This window comes from Photorhabdus sp. RM322S (assembly GCF_042879395.1).
Taxonomy (GTDB): domain Bacteria; phylum Pseudomonadota; class Gammaproteobacteria; order Enterobacterales; family Enterobacteriaceae; genus Photorhabdus; species Photorhabdus khanii.
This window is the reverse complement of the sequence record NZ_JBHFKW010000049.1, coordinates 12,580-29,662: the sequence shown is the minus strand read 5'-3', so window position 1 is coordinate 29,662 and position 17,083 is coordinate 12,580. Positions and strand designations below refer to the sequence as shown.

Sequence of the window (17,083 nt, the reverse complement as noted above, 5' to 3'; positions counted from 1 at the left end):
ATGGCGTGAGGCCCGAAGGTCCCCCACTTTGGTCTTGCGACATTATGCGGTATTAGCCACCGTTTCCAGTGGTTATCCCCCGCCATCGGGCAGATCCCCAGACATTACTCACCCGTCCGCCGCTCGTCAGCAAAAGTGCAGGCACTTTCCTGTTACCGCTCGACTTGCATGTGTTAGGCCTGCCGCCAGCGTTCAATCTGAGCCATGATCAAACTCTTCTATTAAAAGCTTGATGCTCAAAGAAACTGACTGTTCATTCGTAATGAATTCACTGTTGTTCACTCTTCAAGACTTTAGTGTATTTCTTTTGTGATACGGTCTTGTGAGTGCCCACACAGATTGTCTGATTAATTGTTAAAGAGCAGGCTGAAATAAAAATTAATATTCTGGTTCAGCCGGGCTGCGTATATTACGCTTTTCGCCCGCAGAGTCAAGCGCTTATTCACGTTGCCCTGCCTGGCCTCACACGTTTTGTCAGCGTTGTGTCGGTCAGTGGTGGCGCATTATAGGGGGTTCTTTGGCGCTGGCAAGCGTTTAATTAAAAAAAACTGTCGTTCGCAGTTTTTTTCAACAAAATGTGTATTTTTGGTTTTTTTTTACACAAAAACGGATGTCATCGACAGTAATTATTCCCAAACTAAAGTAGTATAAATGGATAAATTCGGGAAAAGGTTCAAATCTACTATGCAATTTAAAGAACAAAGAAAAGCTTCCCAGAAAAACCTTTCTTATCTTTTAGCTGAAAAAATCGGACAACAGATTTTGTCTGGTGAATATAAAACTGAAACCATCCTCCCTGGTGAAATAGAACTCGCTGAACAGTTCAACGTCAGCAGGACCTCTGTTCGCGAAGCGATAAAAATACTTGCAGCCAAAGGTATGCTATTACCTCGCCCACGTATTGGTACTCGCATCATGCCAACTATGCACTGGAATTTCCTTGATCAGGATTTATTAAAGTGGTGGATGAATCGTGATAATCTTAACCAGGTGATTGAACACTTCCATATAGTGAGATTGGCAATAGAACCACAAGCTTGCTTTCTTGCTGCAAAAAATGCCACACAAGAACAAAAGAAGCAGCTTTTACAACTAATAGATGAAATGTATCTGTTGAAAGAAAATTTCAACCGGGAAAAATGGATAGATATTGATTACCAGTTTCACCACACCATTTATAAATCCTGTGGAAACCCATTTTTAGGTTCCTTTGCCAACTTATTTCGTCCAGTTTATCAGAACTATTTCGAAGCTATTATTTCCGACAAAGTTGTGCAACTGGAAGATCATAAAACAATTGTTGATTCAATCATCAAAGGTGACAGTCGCAGAGCACTTCTCGCTTGCCAAAAGTTATTAACAGAGCATGAATGATCTTATATAGTAATGTGTTAGATTAATATCTAATCAAACATTGGTTTATAAATACAGCAGGACGATTAATGGTAAAAACCGCTCGTAATATGGCGGGGCTACCCTGGATTGCTGCAATAGCTTTTTTTATGCAAGCTTTAGATGCAACAATTCTCAACACAGCATTGCCCGCTATTGCTGAAAGCCTCGAACACTCACCTCTGGCAATGCAATCTGCTGTTGTCAGCTATACTCTGACTGTTGCTTTGCTAATTCCAGTCAGTGGCTGGCTAGCAGATCGTTTTGGTACCCGCCGGGTATTTATTTTTGCTGTGTCCTTATTTTCTTTAGGCTCTCTAGCCTGTGCTTTGTCAGGTAATTTGGCTTTTCTGGTTATTTCCCGTGTAATTCAGGGAATTGGTGGTGCAATGATGATGCCGGTAGCCCGCCTTGCCTTATTACGCGCATACCCACGCAGTGAACTTTTACCCGTTATGAATTTTGTCACCATGCCAGGATTAGTAGGGCCAATTCTTGGTCCTATGCTTGGTGGGTTACTAGTCACTTATGCTACCTGGCATTGGATATTTATTATCAATATTCCAATTGGTTTATTGGGGATTATTTATGCTAAAAAGCATATGCCTAATTTCACAATGCCAAAGCGTTCATTCGACTTTTTCGGTTTCATACTTTTTGGACTGAGTTTAGTCATGGTTTCCGTTAGCTTAGATTTACTGGGGGAGAGTTCGTTACCAAGCTATATACCTCTCATAGTGATGGTCGGCGGTTTTATGATATTATTTAGCTACCTGATGCATGCCAGAAAACACCCTCAACCACTTATCAGTCTGAAGTTATTCCGTACTCGCACATTTTCTATCGGTATTATCGGTAATATTGCTACGCGCCTGGGAACTGGGTGTATTCCTTTTCTGATGCCTCTGATGCTACAAGTTGGTTTTGGTTATTCAGCAATCCTTGCCGGGATGGCGATGGCACCAACAGCTATCGGTTCTGTTATAGCTAAATCTTTTGTTACTAATGTATTAACACGTTTCGGTTATCGTAAAACTCTGGTTAGCATAACAGTCATCATCGGATTAATGATTTCCCAATTTTCACTGCAATCACCAGAAATGTCCGTTGTTCTTTTAGTTATCCCACTATTTTTACTAGGTATGGCAGTATCCATTCAATTTACTTCGATGAATACCATTACTCTGGCTGATCTGACCGATAATAATGCCAGCTCAGGAAATAGTTTATTAGCGGTAACTCAACAGTTATCTATTAGTTTCGGTGTTGCAGCAAGTGCGGCTATCCTCCGTTTCTATGAGTCTATACCTTATGGAACAACAGTCGATAATTTCCAAAACACTTTTATTACAGTGGGAATAATCACTTTACTCTCTTCTTCCACCTTCCTGTTATTACATAAGGAAGATGGAGATAATATGATCAAGGATAAGAAACAGAGTACTTAAGAACGGGAAACTGAATTACGCTCAATCAATGTTGGAGTTAATACTAACAACTTAGGATCACTCTCCGGGTTATCCATCCGATAAAGCAAAGTATCAACAGCCAATTTTCCCAATTCATCTTTTGGCTGATGAATGGTTGTCAACGGTGGGATCATATAAGGGGCCAGGTCGATATCATCATAACCAATGATCGAGATATCATCCGGCACGGAAAGCCCTGCTCGGTAAAGAGCCTGATAAGCACCAACAGCCATTGCATCATTGCCAGCAAAAACAGCTTCAGGCAGTTCTGGATGTTGTAGTAATTCCTGCATTGATTTAAAACCACCAGCAAATTCAAAATCACTATGAATTTCATATCCTTCAGGAATAACAAGGCCAGCATCTGCCATTGCCTTTTTATATCCTTCCAACCGATGACTAGCAGGCGTTTTATCTTGTGGACCTGCAATACAGGCTATTTTCTTAAAACCACAGCTAATAAGGTAATTAGTGGCCATCTCTCCTCCCAACAAGGAGTTGTCCTGAATTACATCGCTAACAATATCAAATGGAGACCAATCCATCATAACCATCGGCAAAGGGGGATAACGGCGCAAAACATCACAGGAATTGTGTTGGTTCTCAGTACACATGATCAACACCCCATCTACCCGCTTTTGCAGCAACGTTTCCATGCTGTAATCCATTCGTTTAGTATCACCTTCTGTATTACACAAGATAAGGCTGTAACCACGTTCATAACAGCTTCTTTCAACCCCTCTTACAATTTCAGCATAAAAAGGGTTATTACTGGTTGTTACCAACATACCAATGGTTTTTGTCTGCTTGATTTTAAGACTTCGTGCAAGCGCTGATGGCGCATAATTTAATTGCTCAATAGCATCATTAACTTTCTTTTTTACACCATCACTGACATAACGGTTATTATTAATAACATGAGACACTGTTGATGTGGAGACGCCTGCAAAACGAGCAACATCTTTCATTGTAGCCACAGTCAGTCCTGTTCAGTTAAAAATGCATCAATTTCATTTCGCCACGGGACAGAAGGTTGAGCTCCCTGACGGGTTACCGCTATTGCAGCAGCAGAGTGGGCAAACCGTACCGCAGATAACATTGCTTTTCCTTCCAGCAAAGCTGTCACAAACGCGCCATTAAAAGTATCTCCCGCCGCAATAGTATCTACAACTTTAACTTTAAATCCCGGAACAACTTCTCCTTTCTGACCTTTTTCACTCAACCATACACCACGGCTACCCAATGTGATAATAACTGTTTCAATACCTTTATCGTGCAATATCTGAGCCGCTTTTTCCGCACCTGAATCATCGTTTACTGTAATTCCAGTCAGGTATTCAGCTTCAGTTTCATTCGGAGTAATAATATCCACCAGCGAGAGCAGTTGATCAGATAATTTTTGTGCCGGTGCCGGATTAAGTATTACTTTCGTATCATTTTTTTTAGCTATCTCTGCGGCAAGTTGTACAGTTTCCAATGGAGACTCAAGTTGCATTAATAATGCATCCGCCTCTTCAATAATATTTTGGTAGCGATAGAAATATTTCGGTGTCAGTGCAGCATTAGCCCCCGTATTGATACCAATCACATTTTCACCTTGCTGATTAACGAAAATCAACGCTACACCGGTTGTTTCCCCTTCGATAACTTCAATGCCAGAAGTTTTAATATTATCCATTGCTAATTGCTGGCAGATACGGGAACCAATATCGTCCTCACCGACACAAGCAATAAATGCAATATCAGCACCACTGCGACCTGCTGCTACCGCCTGATTAGCACCTTTACCACCAAAAGCAATCTGGTATTGTTTCCCGATCACCGTTTCACCCGGACGAGGGAACGATTCAAGATTCAAAATATGGTCAGCATTAATGCTGCCAAGCACTGCAAGTTTTGCTGTACCCATTAAATCTATTCCTTTTCCATTATGCCGTTACCATCAATTAGCAACAGCACAGTAATACCGATTTATTTTTTAATAACCAGCTCCAGTTCTACAGGAATAACAGCATCAACTTTTTTGCCTTTCAGCACCTTGTCCGCTGTCTGAATGCCAATGATACCAATCTGATCAGGACGCTGAGCGATTGTCGCGCCTAATTTCCCACCTTGAACAGCTTTGATACCCTCTGCCGTGCCATCAAAACCAACAACTAATACATCTCTTTTACCTGCTGTCTGTAAAGCACGCAGAGCCCCCAACGCCATCTCATCATTCTGAGCAAATACAGCTTGTATAGCCGGATGAGCTGTCAGTAAGTTCTGCATAACATTCAAACCCTTAGTACGGTCAAAATCAGCGGGCTGACTAGCCAGCACATTAAGCTTATGTTCTTGTACTGCTTTATTAAATCCTTCACCACGTTCACGGACAGCAGAAGTACCAGTAATACCTTCTAACTGAATAATGTTGGCTTCATTCCCTAATTTTTCAGCAATAAAATCACCCGCTATTTTACCACCTAGGCGGTTATCAGAAGCAATATGGCTGACAACCGTACCTTTATTCGCTATCCGATCGAGAGTAATTACTGGAATTTTCGCATTGTTAGCTATGATAATGGCATTACCTACAGCATCAGAATCAGTTGGGTTAATCAGCATTAGTTTAGTACCACGTACCGTCAAATCCTGAACATTAGCTAGTTCTTTCGCTGGATTATCCTGAGAATCCAATACAATTAGGTTATAGCCCAACTTATCCGCCTCTTTTTGAGCACTCTCTTTCATGGAGACAAAAAATGGATTATTTAGTGTAGAAATGACTAGCGCGATAGTATCTTTCGCTAACGCATTTACACTTATAGTCGCGCCTAGTACAACAGCAGATAAAATTGTGACTAATTTCTTCATTCTCATTATATTATTTCCTGTAGGATGAGGTTATTTACCACTTTTGTTATCAACCAGAACTGCCAGCAATATTACACTTGCTTTAACAATCATCTGGTAGTTAGAAGAAATACCTAATAAATTTAAGCCATTATTTAAAAAACCGAGGATTAGCGCACCAATCAAAGTCCCCGTAATTAATCCCTTACCACCAGCCAGACGGGTTCCGCCCAAAACGACAGCAGCAATAGCATCCAATTCATAACCACTCCCCGCCATTGGTTGAGCCGAAGAAAGACGGGCCACTTCAATAATACTTGCTAATGCCGTCAGTAAACCGCATAAGGCGTAAACGATAATCTTGATTTTATCGACACTGATACCAGACAAACGGGTAGCCGATTCATTACCACCCAGAGCATAAATATAACGACCTAAGCGGGTGTGGTGCAGGAGATACCATGCAATAACAAAAACGATCAACATCAGCCATATTGGAGTAGGAATTCCCAATGGGCGACCAATACCAAACCAGCCAAACAGATCCGCATTATTACTGAATCCTGTATTTATTGGGCTACCATCAGTATAGACGCGGGTTATTCCACGAAGTAATAACATCATGACCAAAGTGGCAATAAAAGCCTGTACTTTACCTTTAGCAATGATTATTCCTGTACAAGCACCGATCGCAGTACCTAAAGCCAAAGCCCCCACTACAGCCACCAGCGCATTAACTTCCATACCAACCAATGAAGCGGCTACTGCGCCTGTTAATGCAAGCAATGAACCAACAGACAGATCAATACCCGATGTTAAAATAACCAATGTCATCCCAACTGCCATAATGGCATTGACTGATGTCTGTTGCAGAATATTAAACAAGTTATTTAACGTGAAAAAATTTGGGCTAAGAGAAGAAACTACGGCTATCAATACTAACAACGCAATCAATGACTTTTGCTTCAGTAACCACTCTTTAGTAAACCAACGCTTAGATGTCGGTGATATGTTCGAATTCATACTGAATTACTCCCGAATCGTTCCATATTGTTTGCCAACAGCCGCCGCCATCAAAATTTCTTGAGTTGCCTGTTCAGCAAAAAATTCTCCGCTGATATGACCTTCATACATGACCAAAATACGATCACTCATTCCTATCACTTCCGGCATTTCAGAAGAAACAAGGATGATACTCAAGCCCTCTTTTTTGAACTGATTAATGAGTTGATAAATTTCTTTTTTTGCACCGACATCGACTCCCCGCGTCGGCTCATCCAAGATAAGAATTTTAGGTCTGGTCATTAATCCACGAGCAATTGCCACTTTTTGCTGATTACCTCCAGAAAGCAGGTTAATCGTCTGCTCCATTGAAGGTGTTTTGATATTAAATAACTTGATAAAGTCATTGACTGCCTGCTGCTCTTTTTTATGGTTCAGGCTACCTGATTTATTACTAAAATAACGTAAAGCGGTAAGAGACATATTCTCTTTAACCGACATATCCAAAACTAATCCATCACACTTCCGATCTTCTGAAATATAAACAATCCCACAAGCTAACCCATCCTGAGAACGACGGGTTACAACAGGCACCCCATCCAGAGTGATTTGTCCTTGAGTTTTTGGCAACGCACCATAAATAATTTTCACTAATTCAGTGCGACCAGCCCCCATCAACCCCGATATACCCAAAATTTCTCCACTATAAAGGGAAAAGCTAACATTTGTCACACCGGGACCAGAAATTTGCTTAACTTCAAGCCGCTTCTTACCACGAGGCAAATTTAGGCGAGGATATTGCTCTTCCAGTTTTCGCCCAACCATCATTTCAATCAGCGTCTCTTCTTTTAACTGCTTTACCGGCTTTTCACCAATAAATTGTCCATCACGGAATACTGTAACATCATCGCAAATTTCAAAAATTTCTTTCAGACGATGAGAGATATAAACAATACCGCACCCCTGCAATGTCAGTTCACGTATTACGTTAAACAATGATTCAGTTTCTGTATCAGTCAGTGCATCAGTTGGTTCATCCATAATGATAACTTTGGATTCAAAACTCAGCATCTTAGCAATCTCAATCATTTGCTGATCACCGATAGAAAGTTCAGCTACCCGCCAGTGACTGCTGTAACTTAAATTCAACTTTTTCAAAAGGCGATCGGCTTCCTGATACATTTTTTTCCAATCAATGGCACCAAATTTATTAACGAATTCACGCCCCAGGAAAATATTTTCTGCAATAGTCAGTTGAGAAATAAGATTTAATTCTTGATGGATAATCCCAATACCCGCGTCCTGAGAGGATTTAGGACCAGAAAAAGTCACTTCTTTTCCCAAATAATGAATTGTGCCTGTATCTTTGGTATATATTCCGGTCAACACTTTCATCATCGTGGATTTACCTGCACCATTCTCCCCTACCAATGCCATGACTTTGCCCGGATAAACACGTAGTGCAGCGCCGGATAATGCTTTAACACCAGGAAAAGATTTACTAATTCCTTTTAGTTCCAGTGCAGGTCGCATAACCACCTCAAAATGTCACACCAGCACAAAGGATGATATTAGCATAAGGAGAATTCTCTCCTGTGAGAATCATCGCTCGGCTATACTCCGTTTTCTCTTTCAATATATTATGACTGATATATTCCACAATAATTGAATTCCCTTGTTGTTCCTCTAGTTCCTTAATCTGAGATAATATTAATTGATGTATCAAAGGATTATAGATAATGATCTCCTCTGCCAAAAATGCAGCTTCAACCTGCATTTCCTGAGTCACGACATTAAGAACGGATATAAAACTAGGGATCCCCTGGGTTAGCGCTAAATCAATCCGCTGGGCTGAAGAAGGAATTGGTAACCCAATGTCACCAATTGTAATCTGGTCAGTATGCCCCAGCCGAGAAATTACGGCTGAAATTTCAGAATTAAGTAATACACCTTTTTTCATTTTTTTATTCCATTAGCGAAACGTTTCGCTATTAAAGTAATATAGAAAGTAACATTTAAAATGCAACATTAATAATACAAAAGTGTGATCGTTATCGATAACGTTTCGACAATAAAAAAACCAAAAATAAACGTTAACTGATTGAATATTTGACGCTGAATCGATTTTTAAGGTAAATATAGTCTTCATCAATAAATGATGATTAAAATCTATGAAGAAGAATGATTAGATTTTATTTATCCCAACAGATAACATTGGTATGAATTATGCGAACAGTGGAAAAAATAGCTTGTTTAAGTAACTATCTGGAGAGTGGTCTGTATGAAAGACAACTGACGATTCGTTTATGCCTGCTAGCTGCACTGTGCGGGGAAAGCGTTTTCCTGCTTGGTCCCCCAGGGATCGCGAAAAGTCTGATAGCCCGCCGATTAAAATTTGCGTTTCGTGATGCCAGAGCATTTGAGTATTTGATGACCCGTTTCTCCACTCCCGAAGAAATTTTTGGTCCTCTTTCTATTCAGGCATTGAAAGAAGAAGGACGTTATCAGCGACTGACCACTGGCTATTTACCTGAAACTGAAATTGTCTTTCTCGATGAAATATGGAAAGCAGGCCCGGCAATTCTCAATACCTTGCTGACTGCAATTAACGAAAGAAAATTCAGGAATGGGGATACAGAAGAGAAAATTCCGATGCGATTACTGATAACAGCATCTAATGAATTACCTGAAACAGATAGCAGCCTTGAGGCTCTTTATGACCGAATGCTAATCCGTATTTGGTTGGATAAAATTCAAGAAAAACAGAACTTCCGGGCACTACTTACTAACCAAAAAGATGAAAATGATAACCCTGTCCCAGAAAATATTCAGATAACAAGTGAAGAATTTCATCAATGGCAACAAGAGATTAATAAAATAGTCCTACCAGAGAATTGTTTTGATATTATCTATCATCTACGCCAGCAACTTGATGCAACAGAACATTCACCTTACGTTTCAGATCGGCGCTGGAAGAAAGCAATTCATTTATTACAAGCTAGTGCTTTCTTCAATGGCAGAAGAGAAATATCGCCACTTGATTTAATATTGTTGAAAGATTGTCTGTGGTATGATCTTCACTCTTTCAAATTATTACCTCAATATCTGAATACTCTCATGATCGAACAAGCCTATCAGCAAAGAGTATCATCTCAGCAAATTGATTCACTTTATCACCAATGGATTCAAGCCCGTCAGGATAAAAATAATCAGCAGGCGTTGTACCTGGAAAAACAAACAGGCTTGTTTGGACGCAAAATACAATATTCGCTACCCGATCACATCAATGAAGAAAAATTGACTTTGTTCCTGCATACACCTCTTCATATCCATGATATTCAAGTTAATTTTATTGAAGCGGAAAAAAAGATGCTAAATACCTGGATAAATAAAGGTGGAAGTTTACCAGCCCGCCTGAACGGTATCGGTTTTCCACAAGATATAGCAGCCGAAATTAATTCAGCACATCAACCAGAGATTTTTGATATTAGCCGTCGTTCCTCTACTTTATATTTACCGGATAGTCAATATCAACAAAACGAAAAAAACAGCGAGTGGTTGGAAAAACTGGAAAAAATTAACCAAGAGATTCACCATCAACGCCAATTATTTAGTCAGCATCAACCATGTATATTTATTGAAAACCATTGGGTTGCTGCAATAGAACAAAGTTTTATCCAACTGACAGATAAAATCAACCAGTTGAAAATAAAAATGGGCAGTTAACAAATGATTAGCCTAACCACTCTTGATCTTTTATTGTCAGTAAACGAAGGAGAACTGATAGAAGAGATCATATTAACTCTTCTGGCCTCACCTCAGTTAGCTATCTTTTTTGAAAAATATCCTCGTTTAAAACGTGCGCTACTGAAAGACATTCCCGGTTGGAAACAAGATTTACAACAAAGAATTAAAGAAGCGCTAATTCCTGCCCCCCTGGCAGAAGAATTTCAGTTATATCAACAAGTACTGTCTGCCAACACCAATAATTTTTATCTTAAACTTCCCGATATTCTGGAAATACTGAACCAAATTAAATCCCCTTTTATTGCAGAAGCACAGAAATTGGTAATCGGCACCACTGATCATTCAAATGCATTACAAATCCTGTTTATCCAACGATGGCGGCTCAGCCTGATCCTGCAAACTACAACTTTCCACAAGAAATTACTGGAACAAGAAAAAGAGCAATTACTGGCAGAATTGCAACAACGGCTAACACTAAGCGGTAATCTTGATCCTGTTTTCAGTGAAAATGACAGGGCGGCGGGACGGTTATGGGATATGAGTAAAAGTCAGTTAAACCATTCCCGAAATGATGAACAGTTATTGATTCGCTACAGTGAATTTCTTCACCAACAACCCGAACTGGAAAAACTGGCTCAATTACTTGGTCGTAGCCAATCTGCAAAATCAAAACCACAGGAAAGCCATCTTCTCGAACCCTGTACTACCATTGAACAGACACCTGATACCGTTCCTGAGCAGGTAAATGGCATAGGGCAAAGTGATGATATTTTACGCCTGTTACCAACAGAACTGGCAATATTAGGAATTGAAGATCTGGAATATGAATTTTATCGCAGATTGGTGGAAAAGCGCTTATTGACCTATCGCTTACAAGGCGATAGCTGGCAACAGAAAACAACATTACGACCAGTCACTCATTATAATAAGGAGGAAAAGCCAAGAGGGCCATTTATTGTCTGTGTGGATACTTCCGGCTCTATGGGAGGATTCAATGAAAAATGTGCCAAAGCTTTTTGTCTGGCACTATTGCGCATTGCACTAGCAGATGATCGTAACTGTCACATCATGTTATTTGCTACAGAAATTGTGCACTATGAACTATCTTCACCAGATGGTCTGGAGCAAGCTATTCGTTTTCTCAGCCAGACTTTTAGAGGAGGAACAGATTTAGCTTTTTGTCTGGCAAGTACAATAGAAAAAATGAAAGAGCAATGTTGGAAAGATGCTGATGCTGTTGTTATTTCAGATTTCATTGTCCAGCGTTTACCGGACCCACTAATCCATCAGATAAAAAATCTGCAACAGCATCAGCAACACCGCTTCCATGCGGTCTCCATGTCCCAATATGGTAAGCCCGGTATTATGCGGATATTCGATCATATCTGGCGTTTTGATACCGGACTCAAAAGCCGTTTACTGCGAAAATGGCGTCACTGAATTGAATCAGAGCATGCCTTCTACAGTTTCGCGTACTTCAGGTGACCATATGCTGCATTGAACCTGACCGATGTGTTTCATTTGCAGCAGTAACATCACCAAACGGGATTGACCAATACCTCCGCCAATCGACTGTGGCATATCGCCTTTGAGTAACGCCTGATGCCAATCATATTGCAAGCGCCCTTCATCACCGGTCAGCCCTAATTGGCGCTCCAGCGCTTCTGCATCAACACGGATACCCATGGAAGAGATCTCAAAAGCATCCTCCAATACAGGGTTCCAGACAATAATGTCGCCGTTCAGACCAGCAAAACCATCACTGTTTGGCGTCGTCCAGTCGTCATAATCCGGTGCACGAACATCATGTGCTTGACCATCAGATAATTTCGCACCAATACCAATGAGGAAAACAGCACCCAGTTCTTTAGCAATAGCACGTTCGCGACCTTTTGCATCCAGATCTGGATAACGGCTCAGAAGCGTTTCACTGTGAACAAAGTGAATTTGATCTGGCAGGAACGGTGCCAGACCAAACTCTTTGCTGACAGCTTTTTCTGTTTCTTTTATTGCTTCGTAAATTTTGCCTACTGTCTGTTTTAGATAAGCAAGTGAGCGTTGCCCATCTCCCATCACTTTTTCCCAATCCCATTGATCAACATAAACAGAGTGGATTGGTGTTAAGCGATCCTCGTCCGGACGCAATGCTTTCATGTGGGTGTAAAGCCCTTGCTCCGGCTGAAAATCAAAACGACCCAGTGTCTTACGTTTCCATTTAGCCAGTGAATGCACTACTTCGAAAGTTGAATCCGGTAACGTTTTCACTTTCACCTGAACAGCCTTTTCATGGCCGGACAAGTTATCCTGAATACCATCACCCAAACAACTTAGGATTGGCCCTTGTACTTCAATCAGACCCAGCTTGCTTTCCAGCAAACGGGAAAAAAAGGATTTCACGAAACTAATTTGTTGCTGCTTCTCAATAAATGACTTTTTCATAATATTATTCTCAAATTTTTAGGTAGCCCTGATGCCCTGTTGAAAACATTAAGCAATAGAATGAGGTATAAATTCAATATACTTTAATAAAAATAGTCTTTATGCTTTATAAAATTCATTTTTAATATAGAAAAAATGAAAATTCGATAAAAAATGGAGCTGAAAATGGCAGAAATTTATCAGATCGATAATCTGGACCGTGACATACTTCACGCTTTAATGGACAACGCACGTACACCTTATGCCGAACTGGCAAAGAAATTTGCTGTCAGCCCAGGAACTATTCATGTTCGTGTAGAAAAAATGAAGCAAGCAGGGATCATCACCGGTACCAGAGTAGATATCAGTACTAAACAACTTGGTTATGATGTTTGTTGCTTTATTGGCATTATTCTTAAAAGCGCTAAAGATTACCCATCAGCCCTAAAAAAATTAAGTAACCTGAATGAAGTCGTTGAGGTCTACTATACAACAGGCCACTACAGCATCTTTACTAAAGTTATGTGCCGCTCAATTGAATCTCTTCAAGATGTACTTATCAACAAAATACAGACTATCGATGAGATCCAATCAACAGAAACCCTGATCTCCTTGCAAAACCCGATTATGCGAACAATCAAGCCATAAGATAAAATTTGTTATAACCACATTATCCACAGGTAGATCCCAACAGATTCACAGCGTACAATAGCCGCTCTTGAAATCTGTAGGGATCACTATGGCCACTATTACCTTAATCAGCGGCAGCACTATGGGCAGTGCTGAATACGTAGCTGAACATATGGCTGAAATTCTGGAAGATGCTGGTTTTTCCACCGAAATGCTGCATGGCCCCTCTCTCAATGAACTTCCTCAAGAAGGGCTCTGGTTAGTAGTCACATCCACACATGGGGCTGGGGAATTACCAGAAAATATACAACCACTGGCAGAAGAAATTTCTAAACAAAAACCTGATCTCAGCAAAGTAACATTTGGTGCTGTTGGTATTGGCAGTTCTGAATACGATACTTTCTGTGGGGCAATAAGATCGCTTGATCAACTATTGGTGGAAAATGGGGCCAAACGCCTCGGCGATCGTCTGGAAATTGATATCCAACAACATGAGATCCCCGAAGATCCCGCAGAAGAATGGGTTAAAATTTGGGCAAACTCACTCTGATTTGAACAAAAAAACAGCGAACGATTGTGGATAACTCATATAAGAAGCGGGGGTTAACCCGTAGTTATCCATAGTATAACTATCAATGCATAATCACACTGTGAATAACTTGCTGTTTAGATCCCAGTTTATACCGGCTAGGATCACGGATCATTCACAGTAAATGATCCTTTACAATGTTATGATCTTTCTAAGTAAAAATAACTTATCCACAAAAGATCATGATCCTAATAAAAGATCTAATAAAGAGATCTTTAAATAAAAAAGATCTTCTTTTAATTACCGGCGATCTTACCTACTTGGTCTATCGTCTAAACTTGAGTAGAATTATCTTCCCTTAATGCAACACTAAGCATTCTTATAACTGAAGGTTCATCACCATGTTTTATCCAGAGCAATTTGACGTCATCATTATCGGTGGTGGTCACGCCGGTACTGAAGCTGCTATGGCAGCTGCTCGTATGGGCCGTCAAACCTTATTACTGACTCACAATATTGATACTTTGGGCCAAATGTCATGTAACCCAGCCATCGGTGGGATCGGTAAAGGACATCTGGTTAAAGAAATTGACGCTCTGGGTGGCTTAATGGCTAAAGCCACCGATCAGGCTGGTATTCAGTTTAGAACCTTAAATGCCAGTAAAGGACCCGCTGTCCGCGCAACACGTGCTCAAGCTGACAGGGTTCTTTACCGTCAAGCCATACGAACAGCATTAGAAAATCAGCCTAACTTAATGATTTTCCAACAACCTGTAGAAGATCTCATTGTTGAAAACGATACTGTCACTGGTGCTGTGACTCGTATGGGACTTAAATTCAGGGCCAAAGCAGTTGTTCTGACTGTAGGGACATTCCTTGATGGTAAAATCCATATCGGTCTGGAAAATTACAGTGGAGGGAGAGCTGGTGATCCTCCTGCGATCTCATTAGCACAGCGTTTACGTGATTTGCCTTTACGTGTAAACAGATTAAAAACAGGTACGCCGCCACGTATTGATGCCAGAACTATTGATTTTAGTCAGCTAACACAACAACTGGGTGATAATCCAACACCTGTATTCTCTTTTCTTGGAAATGTGGGACAACATCCACAACAGATGCCATGCTACATTACTCATACCAATGAAAAAACGCACAATGTGATCCGCAATAATTTAGATCGCAGCCCAATGTATGCAGGGATCATTGAAGGGATCGGCCCACGTTACTGCCCTTCGATCGAAGATAAAGTCATGCGTTTTGCGGATCGCAATGCTCATCAGATCTTTCTTGAACCAGAAGGACTGACCAGTAATGAAATTTATCCAAATGGTATTTCTACCAGCTTGCCATTTGATGTACAGATGCAAATTGTTCATTCCATGAAAGGGATGGAAAACGCCTGCATTGTTCGCCCAGGTTATGCAATAGAATATGACTTCTTTGATCCAAGAGATCTGAAACAGACACTGGAAAGTAAATTTATCCACGGTTTATTCTTTGCCGGGCAAATCAATGGTACGACTGGTTATGAAGAAGCTGCTGCTCAAGGGCTTTTGGCTGGGCTTAACGCAGCCCGTTACGCTTCTGAAGAAGAGGGATGGTTCCCTCGTCGTGATCAAGCTTATATTGGTGTTCTGGTTGATGATTTGTGTACTCTGGGCACTAAAGAACCATACCGTATGTTTACTTCTCGGGCTGAATATCGCCTGATGTTACGTGAAGATAATGCTGACCTTCGTCTGACAGAGAAGGGCCACGAATTAGGATTGGTGGATGATTACCGCTGGGAACATTACTGCCGTAAAGTGGAGATGATCGAACAGGAACGTCAGCGTTTGCGTAATATTTGGATTCATCCTCATTCAAATAATCTTGGTGACATCAACAACATATTAAAAATGCCATTATCGAAAGAAGCTAATGGTGAAGATCTATTGCGTCGCCCTGAAATAAATTATGAAATACTAACTTCATTACCACTGTTTTCACCTGGTCTTAAAGAACCACAAGCAGCTGATCAGGTTGAAATTCAGGTCAAATATGAAGGGTATATTGCCCGTCAACAGGAAGAAATTGAAAAACAATTGCGTAATGAAAACACGTCATTACCGGTTGATCTTGATTACCGTCAAGTTAGTGGTCTTTCTAATGAAGTTGTCGCTAAACTTAATGATCACAAGCCAAACTCAATTGGTCAGGCTTCACGCATTTCAGGGGTAACACCTGCTGCAATTTCGATTTTACTTGTATGGCTGAAAAAACAGGGCTTACTGCGCCGTAGTGCCTGAGAGGATTTTTATTGTGCTTAATAAACTGGAATTTCTGCTGACTAAAGCAGGAATAGAGCTTTCACAACAGCAAAAACAGCAGCTCATGGCCTATGTTGATATGCTCAACAAATGGAATCAAGCCTATAATCTCACGTCTGTCCGTGAGCCAGAGCAAATGCTGGTACGTCATATTATGGATAGCATTGTTGTCAGCCCTTATCTACAGGGTCATCGTTTTATAGACGTAGGCACAGGTCCGGGGTTACCGGGGATCCCATTAGCTATTGTTCGTCCAGATTCTCATTTCACATTGTTGGATAGTTTAGGTAAAAGAGTCAGGTTCTTGCGCCAGGTTCAGCATGAACTTGGTTTGGCGAATATCGAACCTGTACAAAGCCGGGTTGAAATGTACTCTTCTGAACCACCTTTTGATGGCGTTATAAGCCGTGCTTTTGCCTCATTACAGGATATGGTCTCTTGGTGCTGCCATTTGCCTGAATCTGTTCATGGACGATTCTATGCGCTTAAGGGCATGCTTCCTAAGGAAGAATTTACCATGTTACCTTCCGGAATTGTTGTTGATTCAGTTATTCAGTTAGATGTTCCTGAACTGGAAGGGCAACGCCATCTGGTTATCCTTAAATCAAACTAAGTTTGTTATTTGTCAATAAAGTTATAAATAATTAGTGATGTTGAGCACAATTATACTGTGGTCAACATCGTCAATTATGATTTGTCTCGTTTCAGCTTTAATTTACCACGTTATTACATAAAAATAACGTTATCTT

General features: G+C 40.6%; 15 protein-coding genes and 1 rRNA gene. 8 read left to right on the top strand and 8 right to left on the bottom strand.

Features of this window, described 5'->3' with window-relative positions:
- Positions 1-224: ribosomal RNA gene (locus ACGF63_RS20015) — 16S ribosomal RNA — on the bottom strand; the annotation flags it as partial.
- A gap of 460 nt (positions 225-684) precedes the next feature.
- Here ACGF63_RS20015 and ACGF63_RS20010 point away from each other — a divergent pair.
- Both ACGF63_RS20010 and mdtD read left to right on the top strand, forming a co-directional pair.
- Entirely contained in the window at positions 685-1,374 is a 690-nt protein-coding gene (locus ACGF63_RS20010; protein ID WP_036845236.1) for a FadR/GntR family transcriptional regulator, read from the top strand.
- 68 nt (positions 1,375-1,442) lie between these two features.
- On the top strand, positions 1,443-2,840 hold the full coding sequence (gene mdtD, locus ACGF63_RS20005; protein WP_132353481.1) for a multidrug transporter subunit MdtD: 1,398 nt from the start codon (positions 1,443-1,445) through the stop codon (positions 2,838-2,840).
- On the opposite strand, the gene rbsR is transcribed toward mdtD, so the two are convergent.
- The 6 genes from rbsR to rbsD form a co-directional block, all read right to left on the bottom strand.
- Positions 2,837-3,838: a ribose operon transcriptional repressor RbsR gene (rbsR, locus tag ACGF63_RS20000; RefSeq protein WP_387632808.1), complete on the bottom strand. Its 1,002-nt coding sequence runs from the start codon at positions 3,836-3,838 to the stop codon at positions 2,837-2,839. The two genes, mdtD and rbsR, sit on opposite strands and share 4 nt — an antisense overlap.
- Before the next feature lie 2 nt (positions 3,839-3,840).
- A complete protein-coding gene (gene rbsK, locus ACGF63_RS19995) occupies positions 3,841-4,770 on the bottom strand; it encodes a ribokinase (protein ID WP_387632806.1) in 930 nt (309 codons plus the stop codon).
- Positions 4,771-4,832: 62 nt separating this feature from the next.
- Positions 4,833-5,723: a ribose ABC transporter substrate-binding protein RbsB gene (gene rbsB / locus ACGF63_RS19990; protein ID WP_036845247.1), complete on the bottom strand. Its 891-nt coding sequence runs from the start codon at positions 5,721-5,723 to the stop codon at positions 4,833-4,835.
- 24 nt (positions 5,724-5,747) lie between these two features.
- Entirely contained in the window at positions 5,748-6,719 is a 972-nt protein-coding gene (gene rbsC, locus ACGF63_RS19985; RefSeq protein WP_152964090.1) for a ribose ABC transporter permease, read from the bottom strand.
- Positions 6,720-6,725: 6 nt separating this feature from the next.
- Positions 6,726-8,231, bottom strand: a complete 1,506-nt coding sequence (gene rbsA / locus ACGF63_RS19980) for a ribose ABC transporter ATP-binding protein RbsA (RefSeq protein WP_036845251.1) — start codon at positions 8,229-8,231, stop codon at positions 6,726-6,728.
- Between the two features lie 7 nt (positions 8,232-8,238).
- Positions 8,239-8,658, bottom strand: coding sequence for a D-ribose pyranase (gene rbsD / locus ACGF63_RS19975; RefSeq protein ID WP_036845253.1), 420 nt, complete (start codon positions 8,656-8,658; stop codon positions 8,239-8,241).
- A gap of 266 nt (positions 8,659-8,924) precedes the next feature.
- Between rbsD and ravA the strand changes: the two genes are divergently transcribed.
- Positions 8,925-10,424 carry an ATPase RavA gene (gene ravA, locus ACGF63_RS19970; protein WP_036845256.1) on the top strand — a complete coding sequence of 500 codons (1,500 nt, stop codon included), beginning with the start codon at positions 8,925-8,927 and terminating at the stop codon, positions 10,422-10,424.
- 3 nt (positions 10,425-10,427) lie between these two features.
- Positions 10,428-11,885 carry an ATPase RavA stimulator ViaA gene (gene viaA / locus ACGF63_RS19965; protein ID WP_152964089.1) on the top strand — a complete coding sequence of 486 codons (1,458 nt, stop codon included), beginning with the start codon at positions 10,428-10,430 and terminating at the stop codon, positions 11,883-11,885.
- A 6-nt stretch (positions 11,886-11,891) separates the two neighbouring features.
- Here the strand turns inward: viaA and asnA are convergent, their stop codons facing one another.
- Positions 11,892-12,884, bottom strand: a complete 993-nt coding sequence (asnA, locus tag ACGF63_RS19960) for an aspartate--ammonia ligase (protein WP_036845260.1) — start codon at positions 12,882-12,884, stop codon at positions 11,892-11,894.
- 165 nt (positions 12,885-13,049) lie between these two features.
- On the opposite strand from asnA, the gene asnC reads away from it, so the two are divergent.
- The 4 genes from asnC (at position 13,050) to rsmG (ending at position 16,947) form a co-directional block, all read left to right on the top strand.
- Positions 13,050-13,511: a transcriptional regulator AsnC gene (gene asnC / locus ACGF63_RS19955; protein ID WP_023044946.1), complete on the top strand. Its 462-nt coding sequence runs from the start codon at positions 13,050-13,052 to the stop codon at positions 13,509-13,511.
- A gap of 91 nt (positions 13,512-13,602) precedes the next feature.
- Positions 13,603-14,043 carry an FMN-binding protein MioC gene (gene mioC, locus ACGF63_RS19950; protein ID WP_021325033.1) on the top strand — a complete coding sequence of 147 codons (441 nt, stop codon included), beginning with the start codon at positions 13,603-13,605 and terminating at the stop codon, positions 14,041-14,043.
- Between the two features lie 380 nt (positions 14,044-14,423).
- Positions 14,424-16,313 (top strand): tRNA uridine-5-carboxymethylaminomethyl(34) synthesis enzyme MnmG, encoded by a 1,890-nt coding sequence (gene mnmG, locus ACGF63_RS19945; protein WP_387632803.1) that lies wholly within the window; start codon positions 14,424-14,426, stop codon positions 16,311-16,313.
- A 13-nt stretch (positions 16,314-16,326) separates the two neighbouring features.
- Positions 16,327-16,947 (top strand): 16S rRNA (guanine(527)-N(7))-methyltransferase RsmG, encoded by a 621-nt coding sequence (rsmG, locus tag ACGF63_RS19940; RefSeq protein ID WP_036845267.1) that lies wholly within the window; start codon positions 16,327-16,329, stop codon positions 16,945-16,947.
- The last annotated feature ends 136 nt before the right edge of the window (positions 16,948-17,083 follow it).